General features: G+C 73.3%; 17 protein-coding genes. 6 read left to right on the top strand and 11 right to left on the bottom strand.

Annotated features, from left to right (window positions below; all coding sequences use genetic code 11):
- The first annotated feature begins 165 nt into the window (after window positions 1-165).
- Complete coding sequence (locus AS857_RS24835; protein ID WP_058047031.1) at window positions 166-1,308, top strand: uroporphyrinogen-III synthase; 1,143 nt, start codon at window positions 166-168, stop codon at window positions 1,306-1,308.
- Between the two features lie 476 nt (window positions 1,309-1,784).
- Here the strand turns inward: AS857_RS24835 and AS857_RS41605 are convergent, their stop codons facing one another.
- On the bottom strand, window positions 1,785-2,558 hold the full coding sequence (locus AS857_RS41605; RefSeq protein ID WP_063804352.1) for a helix-turn-helix domain-containing protein: 774 nt from the start codon (window positions 2,556-2,558) through the stop codon (window positions 1,785-1,787).
- A gap of 183 nt (window positions 2,559-2,741) precedes the next feature.
- Between AS857_RS41605 and AS857_RS24825 the strand changes: the two genes are divergently transcribed.
- Window positions 2,742-3,497 carry a vWA domain-containing protein gene (locus AS857_RS24825; RefSeq protein ID WP_058045465.1) on the top strand — a complete coding sequence of 252 codons (756 nt, stop codon included), beginning with the start codon at window positions 2,742-2,744 and terminating at the stop codon, window positions 3,495-3,497.
- 97 nt (window positions 3,498-3,594) lie between these two features.
- On the opposite strand, the gene AS857_RS24820 is transcribed toward AS857_RS24825, so the two are convergent.
- The 9 genes from AS857_RS24820 to AS857_RS24780 form a co-directional block, all read right to left on the bottom strand.
- Window positions 3,595-4,464 (bottom strand): AraC family transcriptional regulator, encoded by an 870-nt coding sequence (locus AS857_RS24820; RefSeq protein WP_058045464.1) that lies wholly within the window; start codon window positions 4,462-4,464, stop codon window positions 3,595-3,597.
- 138 nt (window positions 4,465-4,602) lie between these two features.
- Window positions 4,603-5,418, bottom strand: coding sequence for a VOC family protein (locus tag AS857_RS24815; RefSeq protein WP_058045463.1), 816 nt, complete (start codon window positions 5,416-5,418; stop codon window positions 4,603-4,605).
- Window positions 5,419-5,498: 80 nt separating this feature from the next.
- Window positions 5,499-6,779 carry an MFS transporter gene (locus AS857_RS24810; RefSeq protein WP_079110602.1) on the bottom strand — a complete coding sequence of 427 codons (1,281 nt, stop codon included), beginning with the start codon at window positions 6,777-6,779 and terminating at the stop codon, window positions 5,499-5,501.
- A gap of 102 nt (window positions 6,780-6,881) precedes the next feature.
- Window positions 6,882-7,586, bottom strand: coding sequence for a class I SAM-dependent methyltransferase (locus AS857_RS24805; protein WP_058045461.1), 705 nt, complete (start codon window positions 7,584-7,586; stop codon window positions 6,882-6,884).
- Window positions 7,583-8,272: a serine O-acetyltransferase EpsC gene (gene epsC, locus AS857_RS24800; RefSeq protein ID WP_063804351.1), complete on the bottom strand. Its 690-nt coding sequence runs from the start codon at window positions 8,270-8,272 to the stop codon at window positions 7,583-7,585. Before epsC ends, AS857_RS24805 begins: the two co-directional genes overlap by 4 nt.
- Window positions 8,269-8,892 (bottom strand): NADPH-dependent FMN reductase, encoded by a 624-nt coding sequence (locus AS857_RS24795; protein WP_058045460.1) that lies wholly within the window; start codon window positions 8,890-8,892, stop codon window positions 8,269-8,271. The genes epsC and AS857_RS24795 overlap by 4 nt, the downstream gene beginning before the upstream one ends.
- The gene (locus tag AS857_RS24790; protein ID WP_058045459.1) at window positions 8,889-10,202 is read right to left on the bottom strand and encodes an ATP-grasp domain-containing protein; all 1,314 of its coding nucleotides are present in this window, start codon (window positions 10,200-10,202) and stop codon (window positions 8,889-8,891) included. The genes AS857_RS24795 and AS857_RS24790 overlap by 4 nt, the downstream gene beginning before the upstream one ends.
- A 93-nt stretch (window positions 10,203-10,295) precedes the next feature.
- The gene (locus AS857_RS24785) at window positions 10,296-11,378 is read right to left on the bottom strand and encodes a PLP-dependent cysteine synthase family protein (protein ID WP_216824011.1); all 1,083 of its coding nucleotides are present in this window, start codon (window positions 11,376-11,378) and stop codon (window positions 10,296-10,298) included.
- 351 nt (window positions 11,379-11,729) lie between these two features.
- Window positions 11,730-12,656, bottom strand: a complete 927-nt coding sequence (locus AS857_RS24780; protein ID WP_058045458.1) for an AraC family transcriptional regulator — start codon at window positions 12,654-12,656, stop codon at window positions 11,730-11,732.
- Between the two features lie 115 nt (window positions 12,657-12,771).
- Here AS857_RS24780 and AS857_RS24775 point away from each other — a divergent pair, with 115 nt between their 5' ends.
- The 3 genes from AS857_RS24775 to AS857_RS24765 all read left to right on the top strand — a co-directional run bounded on the left by AS857_RS24775 (window position 12,772) and on the right by AS857_RS24765 (window position 15,824).
- Entirely contained in the window at window positions 12,772-13,674 is a 903-nt protein-coding gene (locus AS857_RS24775; protein WP_058047029.1) for an NmrA family NAD(P)-binding protein, read from the top strand.
- A gap of 72 nt (window positions 13,675-13,746) precedes the next feature.
- Window positions 13,747-14,370: a LysE family translocator gene (locus AS857_RS24770; RefSeq protein WP_058045457.1), complete on the top strand. Its 624-nt coding sequence runs from the start codon at window positions 13,747-13,749 to the stop codon at window positions 14,368-14,370.
- A 299-nt stretch (window positions 14,371-14,669) separates the two neighbouring features.
- Window positions 14,670-15,824 carry an IS701 family transposase gene (locus AS857_RS24765; RefSeq protein WP_058045456.1) on the top strand — a complete coding sequence of 385 codons (1,155 nt, stop codon included), beginning with the start codon at window positions 14,670-14,672 and terminating at the stop codon, window positions 15,822-15,824.
- Between the two features lie 322 nt (window positions 15,825-16,146).
- Here AS857_RS24765 and AS857_RS24760 read toward each other — a convergent pair whose 3' ends face one another.
- Window positions 16,147-18,075 carry a helix-turn-helix domain-containing protein gene (locus tag AS857_RS24760; RefSeq protein WP_058045455.1) on the bottom strand — a complete coding sequence of 643 codons (1,929 nt, stop codon included), beginning with the start codon at window positions 18,073-18,075 and terminating at the stop codon, window positions 16,147-16,149.
- Window positions 18,076-18,325: 250 nt separating this feature from the next.
- Here AS857_RS24760 and AS857_RS24755 point away from each other — a divergent pair, with 250 nt between their 5' ends.
- Window positions 18,326-19,150 carry a methyltransferase domain-containing protein gene (locus tag AS857_RS24755; protein ID WP_079110601.1) on the top strand — a complete coding sequence of 275 codons (825 nt, stop codon included), beginning with the start codon at window positions 18,326-18,328 and terminating at the stop codon, window positions 19,148-19,150.
- Window positions 19,151-19,180: the final 30 nt, after the last annotated feature.

Here is a 19,180-nt window from a genome sequence, read left to right as displayed (position 1 = left end):
CGCCTCCGCGTCGGCGATGTTGCCCGTGCGGTACATGCCGTTCACACGGCCGGGCAGGCGGCGTCGGGCGTACGACATGCGCCGTAACCTGCCGGACGCCTTCCCTTACCCCTGCGTGACGGGCCCGCAACGACCCCGAAACCCCGTCGCCCGAACATGCGCAGCATGGGAACCGGCACCTCTCCCCGCACACCCCCCGTCCCCGGCCCGCTCCTCGGCTACGTCGTCGGCGTCACCGCCGACCGGCGGCGCGACGAACTCACGGCCCTGCTCCGGCGCAGGGGCGCCCGCGTCGTCGAAGCGCCCACGATGCGGATCGTCCCGCTCGACGACGACGTGGCCCTGCGCCGCGCCACCGAACGCTGCCTCACCGGCCCCCTCGACTACGTCGTCGCCACCACCGGCGTCGGCTGGCGCGGCTGGATGAGCGCCGCCGAAGGCTGGGGGCACGGCGCCGGGCTGGCCGGGGCCTGCCGGGGCGCGGAAGTCCTCAGCCGGGGCCCCAAGGCGACCGGCGCCGTACGCGCCAGCGGCCTGGCCGAGGCCTACTCGCCCGGCTCCGAAGCGTGCGACGAACTCCTCGCCTGGCTCCTCGCCCGCGACCTCGCCGGCCGCCGCATCGCCGTCCAGGAGCACGGCGCGCCCCTCCCGGGCTTCGCGGACGCCCTGCGCGGGCGCGGGGCCGAGGTCATCGAAGTGCCGGTCTACCGCTGGACGCAGCCCGAGGACCCGGGCGCCGCCCGGCGCCTCGTCGAGCAGACCGTACGCCGCGAAGTCCACGCCCTCACCTTCACCAGCGCACCGGCCATCGACTTCTTCCTGGCCTGCGCGCGCGAGGCCGGCCTGTCCGCGCGGGTCCTCGACGCCCTCCGGGGCCCCGTCCTGCCCGTGTGCGTCGGCTCCGTGTGCGCCCGCCCCCTGGAGGACGCCGGCGTCCCCACCGTCCAGCCCGAACGCGGCCGCCTCGGCGCCCTCGTCCGCACCCTCACCCAGATCCTCCCCACCCGCGACCGCCGCACCCTCCGCAACGGCCCCCGCCCCCTCGTCCTCCAGGGCAACGCCCTCATAGCCGACGACGACGCCCTCTGGCTCCCCCCGCTCCCCGCCGCGATCCTCCGCACCCTCGCCGAACGCCCCGGCTGGGTCCTCAGCCGGGGCGAACTCCTGCGCCGCGTCTGGGACGCCGGCCAGACGGACGAACACGCGGTCGAAGCGGCGGTGGGCCGCCTGCGCAGCGCACTGGGGCCCCACGCGAGCCTGATCAGGACGGTCCCGAAGAGGGGGTACCGGCTGGCGGTGGAGGGGTGAGGCGCCCGGCCCGCCGAGCATCGGTGCCGGTCAAGCCGCGCCGCCCCCACCTGCCCGGTTCACCGTGGCCCGGCCACCGGCGGTGCGCCACTGCCAACGACCGCCCGAGCCGGTAGGCGTCCCGCTCGCCTCTTGCCCACGCCTCGGCGTACTGGTCCACGATGCGCGCGCCCACCGCGCAGCAGGGAGCGGCGCCGGGCGGGTTGGTAAGCGGGCCGGGTGCGAGGGGGGAATGCCGGGTGGGCACGGTAGGCGGTCGCGGAGAGCCAAGCGGCCCGCCTCACCGCGCAGAGCACGTGGCGCCGTACGCCACAGGTCTGCCGCAATGCCGCGGGCGGACGGGGTGTACGCCACCGTCCCGGAGGCGATCCCGTGGGCGAGCTTCATGACGTGCAGAGCCGCTGTCCGGTCACCGCGCAGGAGGTGCCCGCGAGCCACTTCCACCCATAGGCGGGCACGCCGCTCCATAGACGGCATCACATCGGGGTCGATGTCATCCGCCAACGACAGTGCTTCCCCGGACGCCCGAAGGTCCATGGCCACGGAAACGGCGTGGAAATCCACATTGGCCCGTCCGAATACCGTGCCTCACGGAGAATGTTGCCCATGTTCCACGCCGCGGCGGCGATGGCGGCAGGGTCATCCGCCCGCTGAGCTGCGGCCAGAGCCCGGTCGGCGACGACCCAGGCGAGTTCGGCCGGCGCCACGTAGGCCGTCGCCTGTCCGGTCAGCCGGTACACGTCGGAGAGGGCGACGAGAGCGGTTCGTCGTTGTGCCCCTTCCAGAGTGCGGGCAGCGGTTTCGGCGTCCCGGATGAGCGCGGGGAGGAGTGCTCCTACTTCTGTGCGGTTGCGTCCGGACGTGTGCCACAGACGCCAAGTCTGCTCCACCCGGCCCTGCAGGCCCTGCACGTCGACTGCGGTGCTCAGCGGCGCGAGACTGCGGCTCATCACGGCGCCCCAGATGGCAGGCATAGTGGGGTGGTCGAATCGTCCCAGAGGGACCGGCTGGACGACCTCAGGAGTACCGCCGGTCAGGATCGACAGGTCGGGGATCTGCAGAGCGGCAGCCAGCCTGAGCAGGAGCGAGTGCGAATTGAGCTCCCGCTCCCCCTTCTCGATCTTCTTGAGCCAGTCCGCCTTCCGGGCGCACAGGCCTGCGAGGACTTCGCGGCTCATCCCGCGGGATTCCCTGAGAATCCGGATCCGTTCGCCAGTGCTCACCTCTGCAGGAAAGTCCAGGGTGTCCACCGAACCGCCTCCGTACGCCGACGTGTACGGGCAGCGTACGGGCAGCCGACATCGACGGGCAGGGGTCGCCGGATGCGCGTGGTGGGTGGTGGCCTTCCGGGGCCGGGAATCAACCGCCCGGAGGCAGCGCGCGGCGGCGTACCGTGCAGACGTCCTGCTGCACGCGATCGACGGGAGAGACGTATGGCCATCGACTACATCAAGCGGCCCCGCCCGGCCACCTCGGCCATCAGTTTGGAGAAGGTCCAGGCGGCCGCCCCTCGTCTCGTCGACCTGTACAAGTCCGCGCAAGTGTCACTGGAGGCGAGCGGCCTGTCGGGGCAGCGCGCCGCCGTGTACCTCGTCCTGGACCGGTCCGGAAGCATGAGCAGGCACTTCAAGGACGGCACCGTCCAGCATCTGGCGGAGCAGGCCCTGGGGTTGGCAGCGCACTTCGACGACGACGGCGTCGTGCCCGTCGTCTTCTTCTCCACCGGCATCGACGGCATCGCCGAGTTCGGCCTCGGCGACTACGAGGGCCGCATCAGCACCCTGCACTCCGGCTACGGGCGCATGGGCCGCACCAACTACCACCTGGCCATGCAGGCGGTCATCGACCACTACACCGCCTCGGGTGCCACCGACCCCGCCCTGGTGCTCTTCCAGACCGACGGCGCCCCCAGCTCCCGGGGCGCTGCCGAACGTTTGCTGTGCGCCGCCGCCCGGCTGCCGATCTTCTGGCAGTTCATCGGCTTCGGCAACCCGGACGGGGCACAGTTCGACTTCCTGCGGAAGCTGGACGACCTGCCCGTCCCGGGGAAGCGCGTCGTGGACAACGCCGGCTTCTTCCCTGCCGGGAGGACACCGCGGGCCCTGCCCGACACGCAGCTGTACGCAGCGCTGATGAGCGAGTTCCCGGTATGGCTGCGCAGCGCGCGGGCCGCGGGCATCCTGCCCTGACCGGCCGGGCCCGCCGCGCGGTCGCTTTGCGTCCGGGCATCCGGCGTCCGGCGTGCGGCGGCTCGGGGCCGCCGCACGCCGCCGTTCAAGCCAGCCCTCAGGCCTCGGTCCGCTCCACCGGGATCCAGAGTTCCGCGTCCGCCCGTGCCGCGTCCTGGGACAGGCGGGTGCGGAGGATTTCGGGGCCGGGGCGGCTGCGGTAGGGGTTGGACGGGAACCACTGGGTGAAGACGTCCCGCCACAGGTGCTGGAGCGCCTGCGGGAACGGCCCGGAGCTCTCGAAGACGGCCCATGTGCCGGCCGGGACGGCGAGTGCGTCCATGTCCTCGGGGACGGCGTCGGATCCGGTCACCACACCGTGGTAGTAGTCGAGTTCGGTGCCCTCCGCCCGGCTCGGGTCCAGGTCGTCGCTCACTCCTACGATGCCCTCCGGCTGCTGGTCGGACAGGGCGGCGATGCGCCGTATCGTCTCCTGGTCGATGCCCCGGATGAAGCCGGCGATCGCCGGGTTCACCCCCTCGTGGACCAGCGGGGCCCGGACCTTCTTGCCGACCACACGGAACTGTTCCTTCTCCACGACCCGGTATCGCATGCTGCTGCTCCCTTCGACGACGAGGCGGAAGGACATCCGGGGCTGGGAGTTCAGGGCCGCACCGGCCCGCCGGGCCTCGCCCGGGCCCACACCGTGCACGGCCCGGAAGGCACGCGCGAACGCCTCCCCCGAGCCGTAGCCGTAGCGCACCGCGATCTCCAGCAGCGTCCGCTCCCCGGCGAGCACCTCGGCGCCCGCGACGGTGAGCCGCCTGCGCCGGATGTACTCCGACAGCGGGATCCCCGCCAGCGCGGAGAACATCCGGCGGAAGTGGTACTCCGACGTCACCGCGATCCGTGCCAGCTCGGTCACCTCGATGCGCTGATCGAGATGCGACTCGATGTGTTCCAGGGCCTCGTTCAGCCGCTCCAGCACCTCGGTCTCCTTCCTTTACGTCCCTCACGTTAGGAAGGCTGCACCCTGCCGGACCCGACATCCTGTGCCCGGTCCGGTCGGTGCGGACCAGCGCGGACCAGTACGGGCGGCCCGGGGTGGTCTACGCCGAGGAGGTCCTCACTTCTCGTCCGTCAGCCCCGGCATCGCGCCCTTCGTCGTGTTCAGGTCGATGACGGCGAAGGACGCGCCCTGGGAGTCGGTGAGGGCCGCGAAGCGGCCGAAGGGGCTGTCCATCGGGCCGAAGTGGAGTTCGCCGCCGCGGTCCCTGGCCTTGGCCACCGCCGCGTCGCAGTCGCCGACGGCGAAGAAGACCTGGATGTAGGGAGGGATCTCCGGCGGGAATTCCTCGCCCATCGCCATGCGGCCGAGCACCGTGTCGCCGCCGAGGCTGAAGAGCTTGAAGTCGGTCTGTTCGTCGCCGGCGTCCGCCTCGCCCTCCATGTGCTGCAGCCCGTAGGGGAAGACGGCGGGGAAGAAGGCGTCGGCCTTGCCGGGTTCGCGGGTGAAGACCTCGGCCCAGCAGTACGCGCCGGGCTCGCCGCGCTTCTGGAAGCCCTCGTGGGTGCCGGCCTGCCAGACGCCGAAGGTGACGCCGGCGGGGTCGCGGGCGAGGACCATGGTGCCGAAGTCGCCGACCGTCATCGGTTCCATCAGCAGTTCGCCGCCGGCCGCGCGGATCTTCTCCGCGGTGGCGGCGGCGTCGGGCGAGGCGAAGTACAGGCACCAGGCGGACTTGCCCTCCTGGCCCGGCATGGGGGGTACGACGGCGGCCACGGCCTTTCCGTCGGAGTACGCCTCGGTGTAGTTGCCGAACTCCGTCGCGCTCTCGCCGAACGTCCATCCCAGGACGTCACCGTAGAACTCCTTGGCCTTCTCGATGTCCGTGAACATCGCGTCGGCCCAGCACGGCATGCCCTCTGCTTGCGCGGCCATGGTCCCGGCTCCTTCCCGGCGATCAGCGAGTGATCCCCAGCGTTCCCCGAGTGGTCCCCGAGCGTTCCCCCGATGCCACGCTAGCCACCGGCGACCGCGCCCGCACGGGGAGCGCGCAGCGCGACCAGCCCGACGATCAGCGCCGCGGCCACCGCGACCAGCCCGCACGCCAGGATTCCCGCCCTCGCCCCGTAGTGCTGGACCGCCCAGCCCACGACCGGGCCGCCGATGGGCGTCCCGCCCGTGTACACGAGCATGTACAGGCCCATGACGCGGCCGCGCATCGCGGGATCGGTGTGGAGCTGGACGAGGGAGTTGGCCGTCGTGGAGAACGTCACGCTCAGTAGACCCACCAGCACCATCAGTGCCCCGAAGAGCCAGACGGACGGCGCGAGGGCCGTCACGGCCTCCAGGGCGCCGAAGGCGGCCGCCGTGCCCACCAGCACCACCGTGCGGCTGCTGCGCCGCCGCGCCGACATCAGGGCCCCTGCCAGCGCGCCCAGGCCGACCGCCGTCGTGAGGAAGCCGAACTCCTTCGCGCCGCCGTCGAAGACGTTGTACGCGAAGCCCGAGAGCAGGGTGGGGAAGTTGAAACCGAAGGTGCAGACGAAGCCGACCAGGACGATGGGACGGACGAGCTCGGGATGTTCCCGCACGTGCCGCAGGCCCGCCCTGATCTGGCCCTTCTCGCGCCGCTGCGGCGCCGCCGGCAGCAGCTCGGAGGCCCGTACGGCCAGCAGCGAGGCGATCACCGCGACGTAGGACAGCGCGTTGAGGGCGAACGCCCAGCCGCTGCCGATGACGACGATCAGCGGTCCGGCGGCGGCGGGGCCGAGCAGCCGGGCGCTCTGGAAGTTCACCGCGCCCAGGCTGATCGCGTTGGCGATGCGCTCGGGGCCCACCATCTCGGGGACGAACGTCTGGATCGCGGGGTTGGCGAAGACGTTCATGAGGCCGAGCAGGAACGCGAAGACGTAGACGTGGGCGACCACGACGACGTCGGTCAGCGTCAGTACGGCGAGCGCCGCGGCGAACAGGCCCATGGCACCCTGCGTGGTGAGCAGGATCCGCCGCTTCGGGTACCGGTCGGCCACCACGCCGCCGAACAGGCCGAACAGCAGCACCGGCAGGAACTGCAGGGCCGTGGTGACGCCCACCGCGAACGTGCTGCCGGTGAGGTGGAAGACCAGCCAGTCCTGGGCGACGAACTGCATCCACGTGCCGGAGTTCGAGATGAACTGGCCGAAGAAGAAGTAGCGGTAGTTGCGGACGGCGAGCGAGGCGAACATGCGGCTGCCCGGCTTCGCGGACGCCGGTGCGGGGGAGGCCGCGGCGGGGCCCCCTCGGGACGGAGCGGTCATCGGAACCAACCAGGCCTTCGTACGGGTTACGCGTCGGGGTGAGGCGTCCGGATTACGCGTTCGGATCGCGCTTCCGGGCTACGTGTCCGGATCGCGCCCGGATTACGCGTCGCGGCGGGCAAGGACCAGCAGGTAGGCGAGGCCCGGCAGCTCTCTGCGCACGTTCCGCACGGCGGTCACCGTGAAGCCCGCCCCAGCCAGCAGCTCCGTCGCCTCCCGCTCGTTGAACCACCGCGACAGGCGGCCGTCCTCGGCGCGGTTCAGGACGCCCTCGGCGAGCTCCTCCGCCGTGGTGAAGAGGCTGACGGCCAGCAGCCCGCCGGGGCGCAGCCGCTGCCGCACGTTCGCCAGGTAGGGCGCGTAGTCCTCCGGGGCCTGGTGGTGGAGGACGCCGTTGTCGACGGCGGCGTCGAAGACGCGGTCGTCCGCCAGGTCGGCGAAGTTGCCGACCTCGAAGGCGGCCGCGGCGCCGTACCGGCGGGCGATGTCCTCCCAGTCGGGCAGCCGTACGAGGTCGACCGCGGTGACCCGGTGGCCCTGGGCGAGCAGGAGCTCCATGTCCCGGCCGCGGCCCGCCCCGATGTCGATGACGGAGCTGCCGGGCGCGAGTTCCGTGCAGAGCAGCGGCACGAGCTCCCGCATGGCCGGCTCCTCGCTCCAGGAGTCCGCGCCGTCCTCGTAGCGCCGGACGAACGCCTCGCGCAGCAGCTCGCGGTAGCCCGCGTGCTCCCCGGTGCCGGGGCCGGTGCCGGTACCCGTATCCGTGCCTGCACCCGTATCCGTATCCGTATCCGTGCCCGTACTCACAGACCGCCTCGCTTCCTCTTCGCCGTGGCCTTCGCTGTCACGTTCGTCGTCACGTTCGCCGTCACGTCCGCCGCCGCTTCCGCGCCGGCCGCCCGCACCACGGCGGGTTTGCCCCTCGGGTGGACCTCGCTCTTCGGCGCCCACACCCGGCTCCCGGCCGGGACGTCGGCCGTCACCAGCGCGTGCGCGCCGACGAGGCTGTCGTCGCCGATGCGCACGGGGCCGAGGACGGAGGCGCCCGCCCCCACCACGACGCGGTCGCCGAGGGTGGGGTGGCGCCGTTCGCCCGGCAGCCGGTGGCGGTCCCGCCACCAGCCGATCGCACCGATCGTGACCTGGTGGTAGAGGGTGACGTCGTCGCCGATCACGGCGTCCTCGCCGATGATCACGGCCGCGCCGTGGTCGATGAACAGCCGCCGCCCGACGCGCGCACCCGGGTGGATGTCGACCCCGCCGGACAGGAAGCGGCCGACGAGCGACAGCACGCGGGCTGCGACCCGGTGTCCCCGCGCGTGCAGCCCGCTCGCCGGCCGGTGCAGCCACAGGGCCGGCAGGAAAGGGGCGAGGAGCGCCTCGCCGCGGCTGCGCACGGCGGGGTCTCGGTCGGCAACGACCTTCAGGTCCTCGCGCAGGAGGCGCAGAGAGCGGGGCAGGAGGGACGGGGACGGCGGCAGGGGCGGGGTCATGCCGCCACCTCCGCGGTGTCCTCGGCGGTCGTGCCGCTGTCAGCCGCACCCCGCATCGCCCGCGTGAACGCCGCCAGCTGGTCCGCGAGTTCCACGCAGCGCGCGTGCACCGGGCCCGTCACGTCCAGCCCCCGCTGCCCTCCGGCCGAAGGCGTGAAGTCCGCGGAGACCGTGCTGACCTGCATCGGCACCGCCCAGCCGCCGAGCGCCTTCACGACCTGGCGCAGCTGCTCGCAGGCGGTGGCCGAGCCGCGCGGCCCGCTGGCATGGGAGACCAGGGCGACCGCCTTGCCCGCGAAGGCGTCGGAGGGAAGGAGGTCCACGGCGCTCTTCAGCAGCCCGGAGTACCCGGAGTGGTAGACGGGCGTCCCGATGACCAGCGCGTCACTGGCGAGCACCGCCTCGATGAACTCGCGTGCCTGGACGACGGGGTGGGGAGCCTCGCTCCAGTAGTGGTCGGGGTGGCTGCGCGGAAGGTCGAGCAGGGCGAGGTCGGCGAGGCTGCTGCCGAAGCCGCGCTGTTCCAGGAGGCCGCCGATGTGCCCGACGAGGGCGCGGGTGTGGGAGCCGGCGCTCGGGCTCCCGGCGACGCACAGCACGCGCGGACGGGCGGCGGTCACGACGCGTCCTCCGCAGCGTTCCGGCCGTCGCTGTCGCTGCCGCTGCCGCTGCCGCTGTTGCTCTCGCTGCCGTCGCCGTCCACCGTCACCCGTACGAGGTCGTGCGCCTCTTCCGCCGCCTTCCGCGCCTCGGCGGCCGTCACCGCCGTGGTGATGAGGAAGCCGAGCCGGTCGAAGTTGTTCCGGGCGGGGCGCACGTCCTGCCCGGGCCTGGCGTGCAGCATCACCTCGGCCGTGCCGGGGGCCTGCCGCGCCGCGTCCGCGTCGATGCCGGCGAGCACGCCGGAGACGGGTGCGGTGATGGCCCGTATGCAGCCCACGCCGTGCACGGGCGAGGGTGACGGGCTGCCACCGAGGGCGAGTTCGACGACGTCGTGGTAGATGTTCCGCCCCAGGACGTAGTTGATCATCGTGGGGACGTAGCCGCCGATGAGCCGGCCGTTGATCTCGATGATCTGCGGCCCGTCCGGCCCGAGGACCACCTCGGTGTGGGTGTGCGCGCGGCGGATGCCGACGGCGGCGAGCGCGTCGGTGCACACGCGCACGACGGCCTCGCGCACGTCGTCGGCCAGCTCGGCGGGGAAGCAGCCGCCCAGCTCGACCGGGTGGGGCGCGGGGGCCAGCATGCGGTCCACGCAGCCGTACGGGGTGCTGACGCCGTCGACGGTCACCATCTCGCAGCTGACGACGGGGCCGGGGACGTACGCCTCCAGCAGCGCCACTCCGCTGCCGGCGACACCGCGCCCATAGGAGCGCGTCCCTGCGATGGCCTCCGCCAGTGCGGCGACCTCCGTGGCGTCGTTCGCGACGCCGACGTGGAGCGAGCCGAAGCCGTCGGCCGGCTTGACCACGACCGGGTAGCCGAGCTCCTCTGCCGCGGCCACGGCCGCCGCGACCGTCAGGGCCTGCCGGAAGGCCGGCTGCGGGACGCCCGCGGCGCCCAGGAGCTCGCGCACGGCGTGCTTGTCGCGCAGGCGCCGCATCACCGCGGCGCTCTCGAAGGGCAGGCCCAGGGCCTCGGCGACCTCCGCGGTGGCGGGCAGGTGGCCCTCGCTGAGGGCGAGCACGCCGTGCACGGGGTGCTTGCGGTGGAGCGAGCCGATGACGTCGAGCAGGCCGGCCGGGTCCGTGGTGGGGACTCCGGTGAGCAGCCGGGTCGGGGCCTTCAGCGCCTCCTCGCCGCCCTCCGCGGCGAGGTAGGGGTCGAGGGAGTGCGCCACGAAGGTCACTTCGTGGCCGAGCGCGACGGCCTCGCTCACGACCTTGAAACCGGCCGTCGGGGTCGTCTCGACCAGGACCAGGTGAGCCATCTCAGCGCCCTCCGGCGGTCGTTGTCGTCACTGTGATGGTTGCGGCGGTTGCGGTCGTTGCGGCGGTTGCCGTGGCTGCGGCGGCGTGGCGCGTCATCGTCCGAGCTGCTCCCACTCCTCGGGCGTCCCGGCGTCGGGAAGCACGGTGACGACCGTCGCCGAGGGCGGCAGCGCGGCGGCCGTCTCCTTCGCGGCGAGCCAGTTGGCGGCGGCCGAACTGCCGATGCGCAGGCCGGTGAGGTCGTGGAACTCCCCCATGGCGGCGAAGGCGCGCGGGTAGGACACCGTGCGGTGCTCGACCTCGTCGTCGTGGAGCGTCACGAACGGCTGCCGGATGCCGTGCCCCATGCCGCCGGAACCGGCGTACTTGCGCTGCCCGTTGGGCGGCTGCTCGCTCCCGTAAGGCAGCTCGGCGGGGGTGACGCCGACGGCCCGGACGGCGGGGAAGCGTGCGCGCAGCGCCCGCAGGACGCCGACGAGGGTCCCGCCGGTCCCGATGGAGGCCACCCAGGCGTCAGGGACGCGGCCGCCGAGCTGCGCGGCGAGCTCCGCACCGGTGGTGCGCTCCTGCAGCAGGACGTTGGCGGGGTTGCGGTGCTGGTAGAGCAGGGTCCACTCGGGCTCCTCGGCGGCGATGCGCAGGGCCTCGCGCACCACGTCGAGGAAGCCGCGCTCCTTGTCGACGAGGTCGACGCGCGCGCCGCGCCCGGCGAGGGTGTCGAGGAGGCTGCGGGGGCTCGCCGAGGACAGGACGAAGCGGGAGCGGATGCCCAGTTCCGCGCAGAGGTGGGAGAGGGCGTTCGCGAGGTTTCCGCCGGAGTACTCCAGGACGCGGAGCTCGTCGAGCGGGCGGTCGCCGTGCTGCTGCAGGGCGCTGCCGAGCAGGGCGTAGGCGACGCGGTCCTTGATGGAACCGGCCGGGTTCTCCCACTCGCACTTGGCGAGCACGGTCGCTCCGCCGTCCGGGCCCGGCAGTTCGATCAGGGGGGTGTTCCCGAGTTCCTGCCCGAACTTCGCGTAGACCGGGTACCGGTCCTCCAGGGCCGCGTGGTCCACCGTGGCCCCGTCCAGGCTGCCGGGCGGGTATGGCGATTCCAGGGGCTCGGGACGGGCGGAGAGCAACAGGGAAGGGGGTGAGGGGGGTACGGGGTTGTCGATGTCGCCGGCCTTATCCACCGTCAGCCTCCCTGAGCGGTTAACAAGTAGAGCAATTCACAGTGCGGTTCATTCATGAGCACTGCTCATCCATAAGCACTGCATCGGGCAGCGCGATCACCCTAGGCGGAATGGCGACTTACGCCACGAGGATTGTGATTGCCGTCACATTTGCAGGGAAAAGATGGCCGGTTGCTTTCCCCGGGTACGGCGGGTAGCAGCAGGTGGCAGGGTAAATCGGATGCTCAAGTTCCGCTTTGCGCAGGGGAGTTGCGTAAGCGCGGGCACGACCGGCAGGCTCCCCCCGAGTGTAATTTCCGGCCACCTTCGGCGTATTCCTATGTTTGGGCCCCGGGTAAGGATCCGGATGATTCAGCCCGCGAAAACCGGCTGATCAACCGCTTTCCGTCCGGCCCGGTACGCACTCGGACTCACCCCCCGGACCCGCTTGAACGCCGTGCTGAATCCGAACGGATCGGCATATCCCACCCGGCGGGCGACCGACGCCAGCGTGGCCCCCGGCTCGCCGAGCAGGTCCACGGCCAGCGTCATCCGCCACTCCGTGAGGTACGCCAGTGGCGGCTCCCCGAGCAGCTCGTGGAAGCGCTTGGCGAACGTGGAGCGCGACACGCCCGCGACCGCCGCCAGCGAGGCCAGCGTCCACGCCCGGTGCGGCGCCTCGTGCATCGCACGCAGGACGGGGCCCACGACCTCGTCCCCCAGCGCCCCGTACCAGGCGGGCGACGCCGCCTCGGGCCGGTCGAACCAGTCCCGCAGCGTGCACACCAGCAGCCAGTCCAGCAGCCGGTCCACCACGATCTGCCGCCCGGGCAGGCCCGCGGTCAGCTGCGACTCCAGATACCCGCGCATCGACGTGCAGTCGTGGTCGTCCGGGACGACGAGCACGGGCGGCAGCACCTGCAGCAGCCGGCGCGGCACCTCCCCCGGCACTCGGTAGGCGCCCGCCATGAGCACCGTCCGCCCGTCCACGCCCCCGCCGTCCGCGTCCGGGCCGCCGCAGGACACCTCCCGCACCGGGCCGGCGGCGCCCTCCGGCGAGGACGGGTCGTCCGTGAAGACGAACGGCTCCGGCCCCCGCACGATCGCCGTCTCGCCCGCGGACAGCCGCCGCGGCGCACCCTCTGCCGGGACGAGCCAGCCCTCGCCGCGCAGCGGTGCACACAAGGTCAGGAAGGCACCATCGGTGAAGCGCAGCGCCCACGGCGGCGACAGCACCGACCCTCCGAACACCGCACCGTTGGCACGCACGCCCCGCAACAGATCATCGAAAGGGTCCATGGACGGCACGATATGCGGCGTGCCGGACGACATGCCCAGGCGGCTCGTACGCCCGGACATGCGCCCCGGACTGTCGCCCATGGTGGGCGCCGCGGCCGGCGGGTTGGCTGTACCCATGACGAACACGGCTTCCGAGAACACAGTCTCCGAGAACGCAGCTGTCCAGACCGCGACGCCCCACCACGACGTCCTCGTCCTCGGTGCGACCGGCAAGACCGGCCGCCGGGTGGTCGGCGCCCTCCGTGCCGCCGGCGTGACCGCCCGGGCCGCCTCCCGCTCCGGCGAGGTCCGCTTCGACTGGACCGAACGCGCCACGTGGGCCGCCGCCCTCGAAGGGGCCTCGGCCGTCTACCTCATCGCCCCGGACGAGGGGTACGAGGCGGTGCCCGTCTTCGTCCGGCAGGCCGTCGAGGCGGGCGTGCGCCGGTTCGTGGTCCTCTCCGGGCGCGGGATCGAGCACGTCGGGCCGGACTTCGGGCAGGGCATGGCCGTCGCCGAGGAGGCCGTCCGCGGCTCCGGCGCCGAGTGGGCGGTCGTCCGGGCGAACAACTTCAGCCAGAACTTCAGCGAGGACCTGTGGTGGCAGCCGGTCCGCGAGGGGCGTCTCGGACTGCCGATCGGGGACGTGCCCGAGCCGTTCGTCGACGCGGACGACATCGCCGAGGTGGCGGCGGCGCTGCTCACGCGCAGCAGCGCCGAGCACACCGACGACGTGTACGAGGTCTCCGGGCCGCGCGGGCTGACCTTCGGCGAGGCCGTCGCGACGATCGCCCGCGCCACGGGGCGGGAGATCGCCTACGTGGAGCTGACGCCGGAGGAGTACCGCGCCGAACTGCTCGCGGCGGGACTGCCCGAGGCGGCCGCGACGGCCCTGAACGCGCTCTTCGCCCTGCACCGCGCAGGTCACACGGCCGAGCCCGCCGACGGGGTGCGGCGCGTCCTGGGCCGCGAGGCCGCCGACTTCGGTGCGTACGTCACGAAAATCGCCGCCACGGGGGCGTGGGCCCGGGTTGAATGACCATGATCACCGGCGGTGGGCGGGGCCACGGTCCGACCGGCCGCCGGCACCCCACACTCCCGGAGGAGTCGCATGGTCAGCACTCAGGCGCTGGTGGGCATAGCCGCCGTAGAACTCGGCATGGTCCTCACCCCCGGCCCCAACATGATCTACCTGGTGTCCCGTTCGATCACGCAGGGGCGGCGGGCCGGGCTCGTCTCCCTGCTGGGCGTCGCGGTGGGCTTCTTCGTCTACCTGCTCGCCGCCGTCGCCGGCCTCGCCACGCTCTTCAGCCTCGTGCCCGCCGTCTACACGGCCCTCAAACTGGCCGGCGCCGCCTATCTGGCCTACCTCGCGTGGAAGACCCTCAAGCCCGGCGGGGTCTCCGCGTTCGACCCGAAGCCGCTGCCGCCGGACCCGGCGCGCAAGCTCTTCACGATGGGCCTGGTCACCAACCTCCTCAACCCGAAGATCGCCATCCTCTTCATCTCCGTGCTGCCGCAGTTCATCGACCCGGACCGGGGCTCCGTGGCCGGGCAGAGCCTCGTCCTCGGCCTCACCCTGATCGCCGTCGCCGTCACCGGCAACGCCCTGATCGCCATGAGCGCCGGCTCCATCGCGGGCTTCCTGCGCCGCCGGCCGCGGTGGCTGCGGATGCAGCGGTACGTGATGGGCACGGTCCTGGCGGGCATCTCGGTACGGGTCGCTACGACCTGACCCGCCGGGCCCGGGCAGCCGGGCCCGGCCCTCCGGCGAGGGTGCCCGGCCACCCCCTCGTGTGGAGACCGTTCACCACCCGCGGCCCGAAGTGTGTGCACGCCTCCCCTCCTCCGCGGCGCCCCCGCGGCGGCATCGTGACAGTGCAGCCGGCTGCGGCTGCCGTGGTGCGAGGCATAAGGGGGAGTGCCGTGAACAAGGCGGCGATGGTGACGGGGCTGCGGCACGGGGGGCGGTTCCCGGCGATCGGCGGGCCGGGACCGGGGCCGGGGCCGGGGCCAGTGCCGGGGCGCGAACCGATGGCGGGGCCGGGGGTTCCCGACGACCTCGTCGCCGAGATGGCCGAGGTGCTGTTCCGGTCGCTGCGCCGCAGCGACCAGCGCAGCAAGGGCGAGCAGTACCTGCACGGGCTGCTCACCGCGAGCGGCCGCAAGACCATCCAGAACATCGCGGGCGCCGTCGGGGCGCCCGGCGGCCAGCAGAGCCTGCACCACTTCATCTGCAGCTCCACCTGGCACTGGAACCCGCTGCGCGAGGCCCTCGGCCGCTACATGGAGGGCATCGCGCCCGCCCGCGCCTGGGTCGTACGGCAACTCGTCATCCCCAAGCGGGGCGAGCACTCGGTCGGCGTGCGCCGGCAGTTCGACCCCGAGCTGGGCGAGACGGTCAACGCGCAGCGCGCGTTCGGGGTGTGGCTCGCCTCCGGCGCGATGACCGTGCCGGTGCACTGGCGGCTCTTCCTGCCCGACGGGGCCGACGGGGCCGACGGGGCCGACGGGGCCGACGAGCAGGGCGCCGGCATCCCGGCGTCGGCGCTGCGCGCAGAGACCGCGGACGAGAGCGCCACGGGCACGGTCCTCGACGACCTGCGGAAGTGGAAGCTCCCGCGCCGGCCCGTCGTGCTGGACGTGCCCACGACGCGGGTCGGGCCCGCGGTGCGGCGCTTCGCCGAGGCGGGCCTGCCGGTGCTGGCCCGCGTGTGCGGCACGGCGCGCCTGGTCGTGGCCGACCCGGCGCTGCCGGGCCACGGCCTGGGGCCCGTTCCCGCCCTGCGGATCCTGCAGGGCGTACGGGGCCTGCGCCGCCCGATCGCGGGGGCCGGGCTGGTGGCGGCGGTTCCGGTGGCGCTGCCCGTGGGGCACGGGCGGCTGTCGGCGGGCGGGCAGCGGCCCGGGCTGCTGCTGGGCGAGTGGCGCGACCCGGAGGGAGCGCCCGAGCGGATCTGGCTGACGGACATGGTCCGCACGCCCGTCGGCGAACTGGCGCGGCTGGCCCGCCTCGCCCACGACACGGCGGCGGACTGCGAGGAGGTCGGCGCGCGCGTGGGCCTCCGCGACTTCAAGGGCCGCTCCTTCCCCGGCTGGCACCGCCACATGACCCTGTCCTCGGCGGCGTACGCAGTCGCGTCCCTGACCTCGGCCTACGCCCTCACAGGCGAGGCCCTGTACGCCTGACACCCACGCCCACGGCGACCCCGACCCCGGCTCCGGCTCCCGCTCCGACTCCCGCTCCCGCTCCGGCTCCGACCGGGCTCCCGCTCCAGCGGTCATGGGTGCCCCGCACGCCTGCCCCCGCCGCAACGGCGCTCGGCCCCAACGGCGGCAATCGGCGGTGCCGCACCCGCCTCAGCCAGGCCCGGCACCGCCGGACACGCCGTCGTCGCTTACCCGCCGCCGCGGCGGAAGAACGTGCCCGGCCCGCCGGGGAAACGGATGCCCCGCTGCGGCGGTTACCCCACCCCGCTGCGCCCCCGCTCCCCGCAGGGGCCCCGCGCCCCTACCCCCCGTCCGGCCGCCGGCTCAGCAGATGCCGCGTGCGTTGCAGCCGCAGCGCCAGCTGGATCTCCAGGGCACGGTCCGGCTTCTGCCAGGTGGGGCCGAGGAGTTCCGTGATGCGTTCCAGGCGCCGGTAGACGGTGTTGGGGTGGACGTGGAGGACGTCCGCGGCGGCGGTCGCGCTGCTGCCGGAGGCGAAGTAGACCTCCAGCGTGTGGGTGAGCTCGGTCAGGCGGAGCATGTCGTACTCGAGGACGGGGCCGAGCGCCGACTGGACGAAGCCGTCGACGTCGTGGTCCTCGGCGAGCAGCACGCCGAGGAAGCCGAGTTCGCCGGGCGAGGCGTAGCCTCCGGTGTCGCCGAGGGCGGTCAGGGCGTCCACGCAGCGCAGGGCCTCCTGGTAGGCCTGGTGGACCGCGCTGTCCCCCGTCACGGGCCCCGCGGCCCCGACCGTCACCGGGTGGTGCAGGAGCGGCGTGAGCTCCTCGGAGACGGCCTTGGCGGTGGCCCCGGCGTCGCTGCCGGGCAGCAGGAGCACGATGCTGCCGTCGAGCACGCTCTTGAGCCCGGACATCCGGTAGGCGTACGAGGAGGCCCAGACGACGGCCCGGCCCTGGGGCCCGCCTTCGGGCCGGGCGACGACCACGACGTGCGGCTGGGTGAGGTCGACGGTGAGCTGCCGAGCGCGGTCGGCGAGCCGTGCGGAGAGCCGGCGGCCGGAGAGGAGTTCGTCGAAGAGCTCGTCGCGGACCTGGCCCTCGACGAGGGCGGTGTTGCGCTGGATGAGCAGGAGGGTCGCGCAGACCTGGGCGGTCGAGCGCAGCAGCCGTACTTCCTTGTCGGTGGGCGGCTGCGCGGGGACGAGGACGAGCGCCCCGAGGGCCTCGGACCCGGCCGCGGCGGAGGCGACCCAGGCGCGCTCCCCGGCCCGGACCGGCGCCCGCCCGGCGTGGGCGTCGAGGACGGCCTTGGCGATGTCGGCCTCGTCGAGCGCGGACGGGGGCGGGTCGCCGGCGACGGCGAGGGTGCGCCCGTCGGCGTCGCGGACGATCAGCGCGCCGTCGAGGACGGCTGCCGCCTCGGCGGCGACCGTGGGCAGGTCGCAGCCGTCGAGCACGAGGTCGATGAGGCGGCTGCGGACGTCCGCGAGGCGCCGTTCGGTGGTCAGGTAGGTGCGGGCGCGGGAGCTGTCCAGCTCCAGCTCGGTGACCTCGGCGCGGGCGCTGTCGAGGAGCCGTGCCTTCTCGATGGCGACGGCCGCGAGGTCGGCGAGCGAGCGCATCAGCCCGATCTCGTCGGGCGCGAAGTGCCGGATCTTGCGGTTGGCTCCGTAGAGCGTGCCGAAGACGGAGTCGCCGTGCTGCAGGGGCACGGACATGACGGCGTGCAGGCCTTCGGCCCGGACGACCTCGTCGATCTCCTCGGAGTGGGGGATGCGGTCGTCGCCGAGGTAGTCGGCGGTCCAGGAGGGCGCGGCCTTCCCGTGCACGACGCCGCCGAGGCCGTGGCCGCCTGCCACGCGCAGGCCCACGTTGAGGGCGGTGGTGTCGCCGTCGGAGGCGCGGATGCAGGAGCTTTCGCCGTCGGGGTCGAGGAGGCCGATGTAGGCCATGTCGAAGTTGAGGAGGCGGCGCGCCCGACGCGAGATGACCTTGAGGAGGGTGTCCAGGTCGTAGGGGAGGGTGAGGTCGCGGGCGGTGTCGACGAGGGCGGTGAGCCCGGCCTCGCGCTGCTCGTGCCGGCCGAAGAGCGAGTGGACGCCGAGGGCGAGCTCCGTGGCCTGTTCGAGCTCGGCGAGGGCGGCGCCGGCGAGGCCGCTGCGGCGGGCGTCGCGGACGAGGGCCTCGAAGCGGCTGGGCGCGGCTTCCTCGGCCAGCAGCCGGAGCACGGTGATCGCACTTGCCGTGGTGGAGTGCACGGCGCGAGTCATCTCCGTACCCCCAGAGTTCCCCAGAGTCGTCTCTCAGGACCCTTCGGGTGAAGCGTCCCCCCGCTGGTGAACGTAAGCGGATTGGACTGGACCAGTCAACTTTGCCCGCTCTTGGGTGTACACCGTCCACAGCCCTCCCCACCTCATGCGGTGATCCGTCCACCTTCCCCTGACCTGCGGTTTCGGTAAGGGTTGACGAAGCGTGGCGCGCGCCGCAGCGAGCGCGCGCCGTTCCGACTGGGGGGACGAAATGCAGAAATCAGAACAGGCGGGCCAGGCAAGACAGGCAGACCGGGCAAGGCAGGCGGGCCAGGCGGAACAGGCGCAGCTGCAGAGCTACGTGCGATCGCTGCGGCGCAGCGCGGAGTCGCTGCACCGGCCGGACCGGCCGGACGTCTTCGTCCTGGACGGCCGGGAGTGGGACCTGCTGGACGGCGTGTTCGCGCCGCCGTTCTCCGCGTCGACGGGCGTGGCCATGGAGCTGCTCGCGGCGGAGCGGCACGCCGCGGGGGGCGCGCGGAGCCAGGGAAGGCAGCGGTCCCTGCTGGAGATCGGCTGCGGCACCGGCGTCATCGCCGTGACCGCCGCCCTGACGGGCCACGACCGGGTGGTCGCCTCCGACATCAGCCCGCAGGCCGCCCGCAACACCGCCCTGAACGCCGCCCGGCACGGGGTCGCCGACCGCGTCCGCACGCTCTGCGGCGACCTGTTCGCCCCGCTCGGCGAGCTCGGCGAGGACGAGCGCTTCGACACCGTCTACTGGCACTCCAACTTCGTCAAGGCGCCGGAGCACTACGTCTACGGGTCGATGCACGAGCGCGCCTACGTCGACGCCGGGTACGCGGCCCACCGCCGCTACCTGGCCGGCGCGCACGACCACCTGGCGCCGGGCGGACGGGTCCTGCTGCACTTCAGCGACCGCGGCGACGTGCTCGGCCTGCGCCGGACGGCCCGCGAGTGCGGGCGCGGACTGCGGGTCCTGCGCAGCCTGAGGGTCCGGGAGGGGCAGGAGACGGTCGAGCACATGCTCCTCGAAGTGACGGCGGCGCGAGCGGCCCTCAGACCCGCTGCCTGAGCACCGCGACCCCACCCCGGCACTCTCTTC

This window comes from Streptomyces roseifaciens (assembly GCF_001445655.1).
GTDB lineage: Bacteria > Actinomycetota > Actinomycetes > Streptomycetales > Streptomycetaceae > Streptomyces > Streptomyces aureoversilis.
The sequence above is the reverse complement of the archived record's forward strand: the minus strand, read 5'-3'. Positions and strand labels throughout refer to the sequence as shown.

Excerpts from the sequence above, each read along its gene's own strand:
- AS857_RS24835 (WP_058047031.1), top strand. The coding sequence starts at position 166 with ATGGGAACCGGCACCTCTCCCCGCACACCCCCCGTCCCCGGCCCGCTC.
- AS857_RS24825 (WP_058045465.1), top strand. The coding sequence starts at position 2,742 with ATGGCCATCGACTACATCAAGCGGCCCCGCCCGGCCACCTCGGCCATC.
- AS857_RS24815 (WP_058045463.1), bottom strand. The coding sequence starts at position 5,418 with ATGGCCGCGCAAGCAGAGGGCATGCCGTGCTGGGCCGACGCGATGTTC.
- AS857_RS24810 (WP_079110602.1), bottom strand. The coding sequence starts at position 6,779 with ATGACCGCTCCGTCCCGAGGGGGCCCCGCCGCGGCCTCCCCCGCACCG.
- epsC (WP_063804351.1), bottom strand. The coding sequence starts at position 8,272 with ATGACCCCGCCCCTGCCGCCGTCCCCGTCCCTCCTGCCCCGCTCTCTG.
- AS857_RS24790 (WP_058045459.1), bottom strand. The coding sequence starts at position 10,202 with ATGGCTCACCTGGTCCTGGTCGAGACGACCCCGACGGCCGGTTTCAAG.
- AS857_RS24780 (WP_058045458.1), bottom strand. The coding sequence starts at position 12,656 with ATGGACCCTTTCGATGATCTGTTGCGGGGCGTGCGTGCCAACGGTGCG.
- AS857_RS24775 (WP_058047029.1), top strand. The coding sequence starts at position 12,772 with ATGACGAACACGGCTTCCGAGAACACAGTCTCCGAGAACGCAGCTGTC.
- AS857_RS24770 (WP_058045457.1), top strand. The coding sequence starts at position 13,747 with ATGGTCAGCACTCAGGCGCTGGTGGGCATAGCCGCCGTAGAACTCGGC.
- AS857_RS24765 (WP_058045456.1), top strand. The coding sequence starts at position 14,670 with ATGGCGGGGCCGGGGGTTCCCGACGACCTCGTCGCCGAGATGGCCGAG.
- AS857_RS24760 (WP_058045455.1), bottom strand. The coding sequence starts at position 18,075 with ATGACTCGCGCCGTGCACTCCACCACGGCAAGTGCGATCACCGTGCTC.
- AS857_RS24755 (WP_079110601.1), top strand. The coding sequence starts at position 18,326 with ATGCAGAAATCAGAACAGGCGGGCCAGGCAAGACAGGCAGACCGGGCA.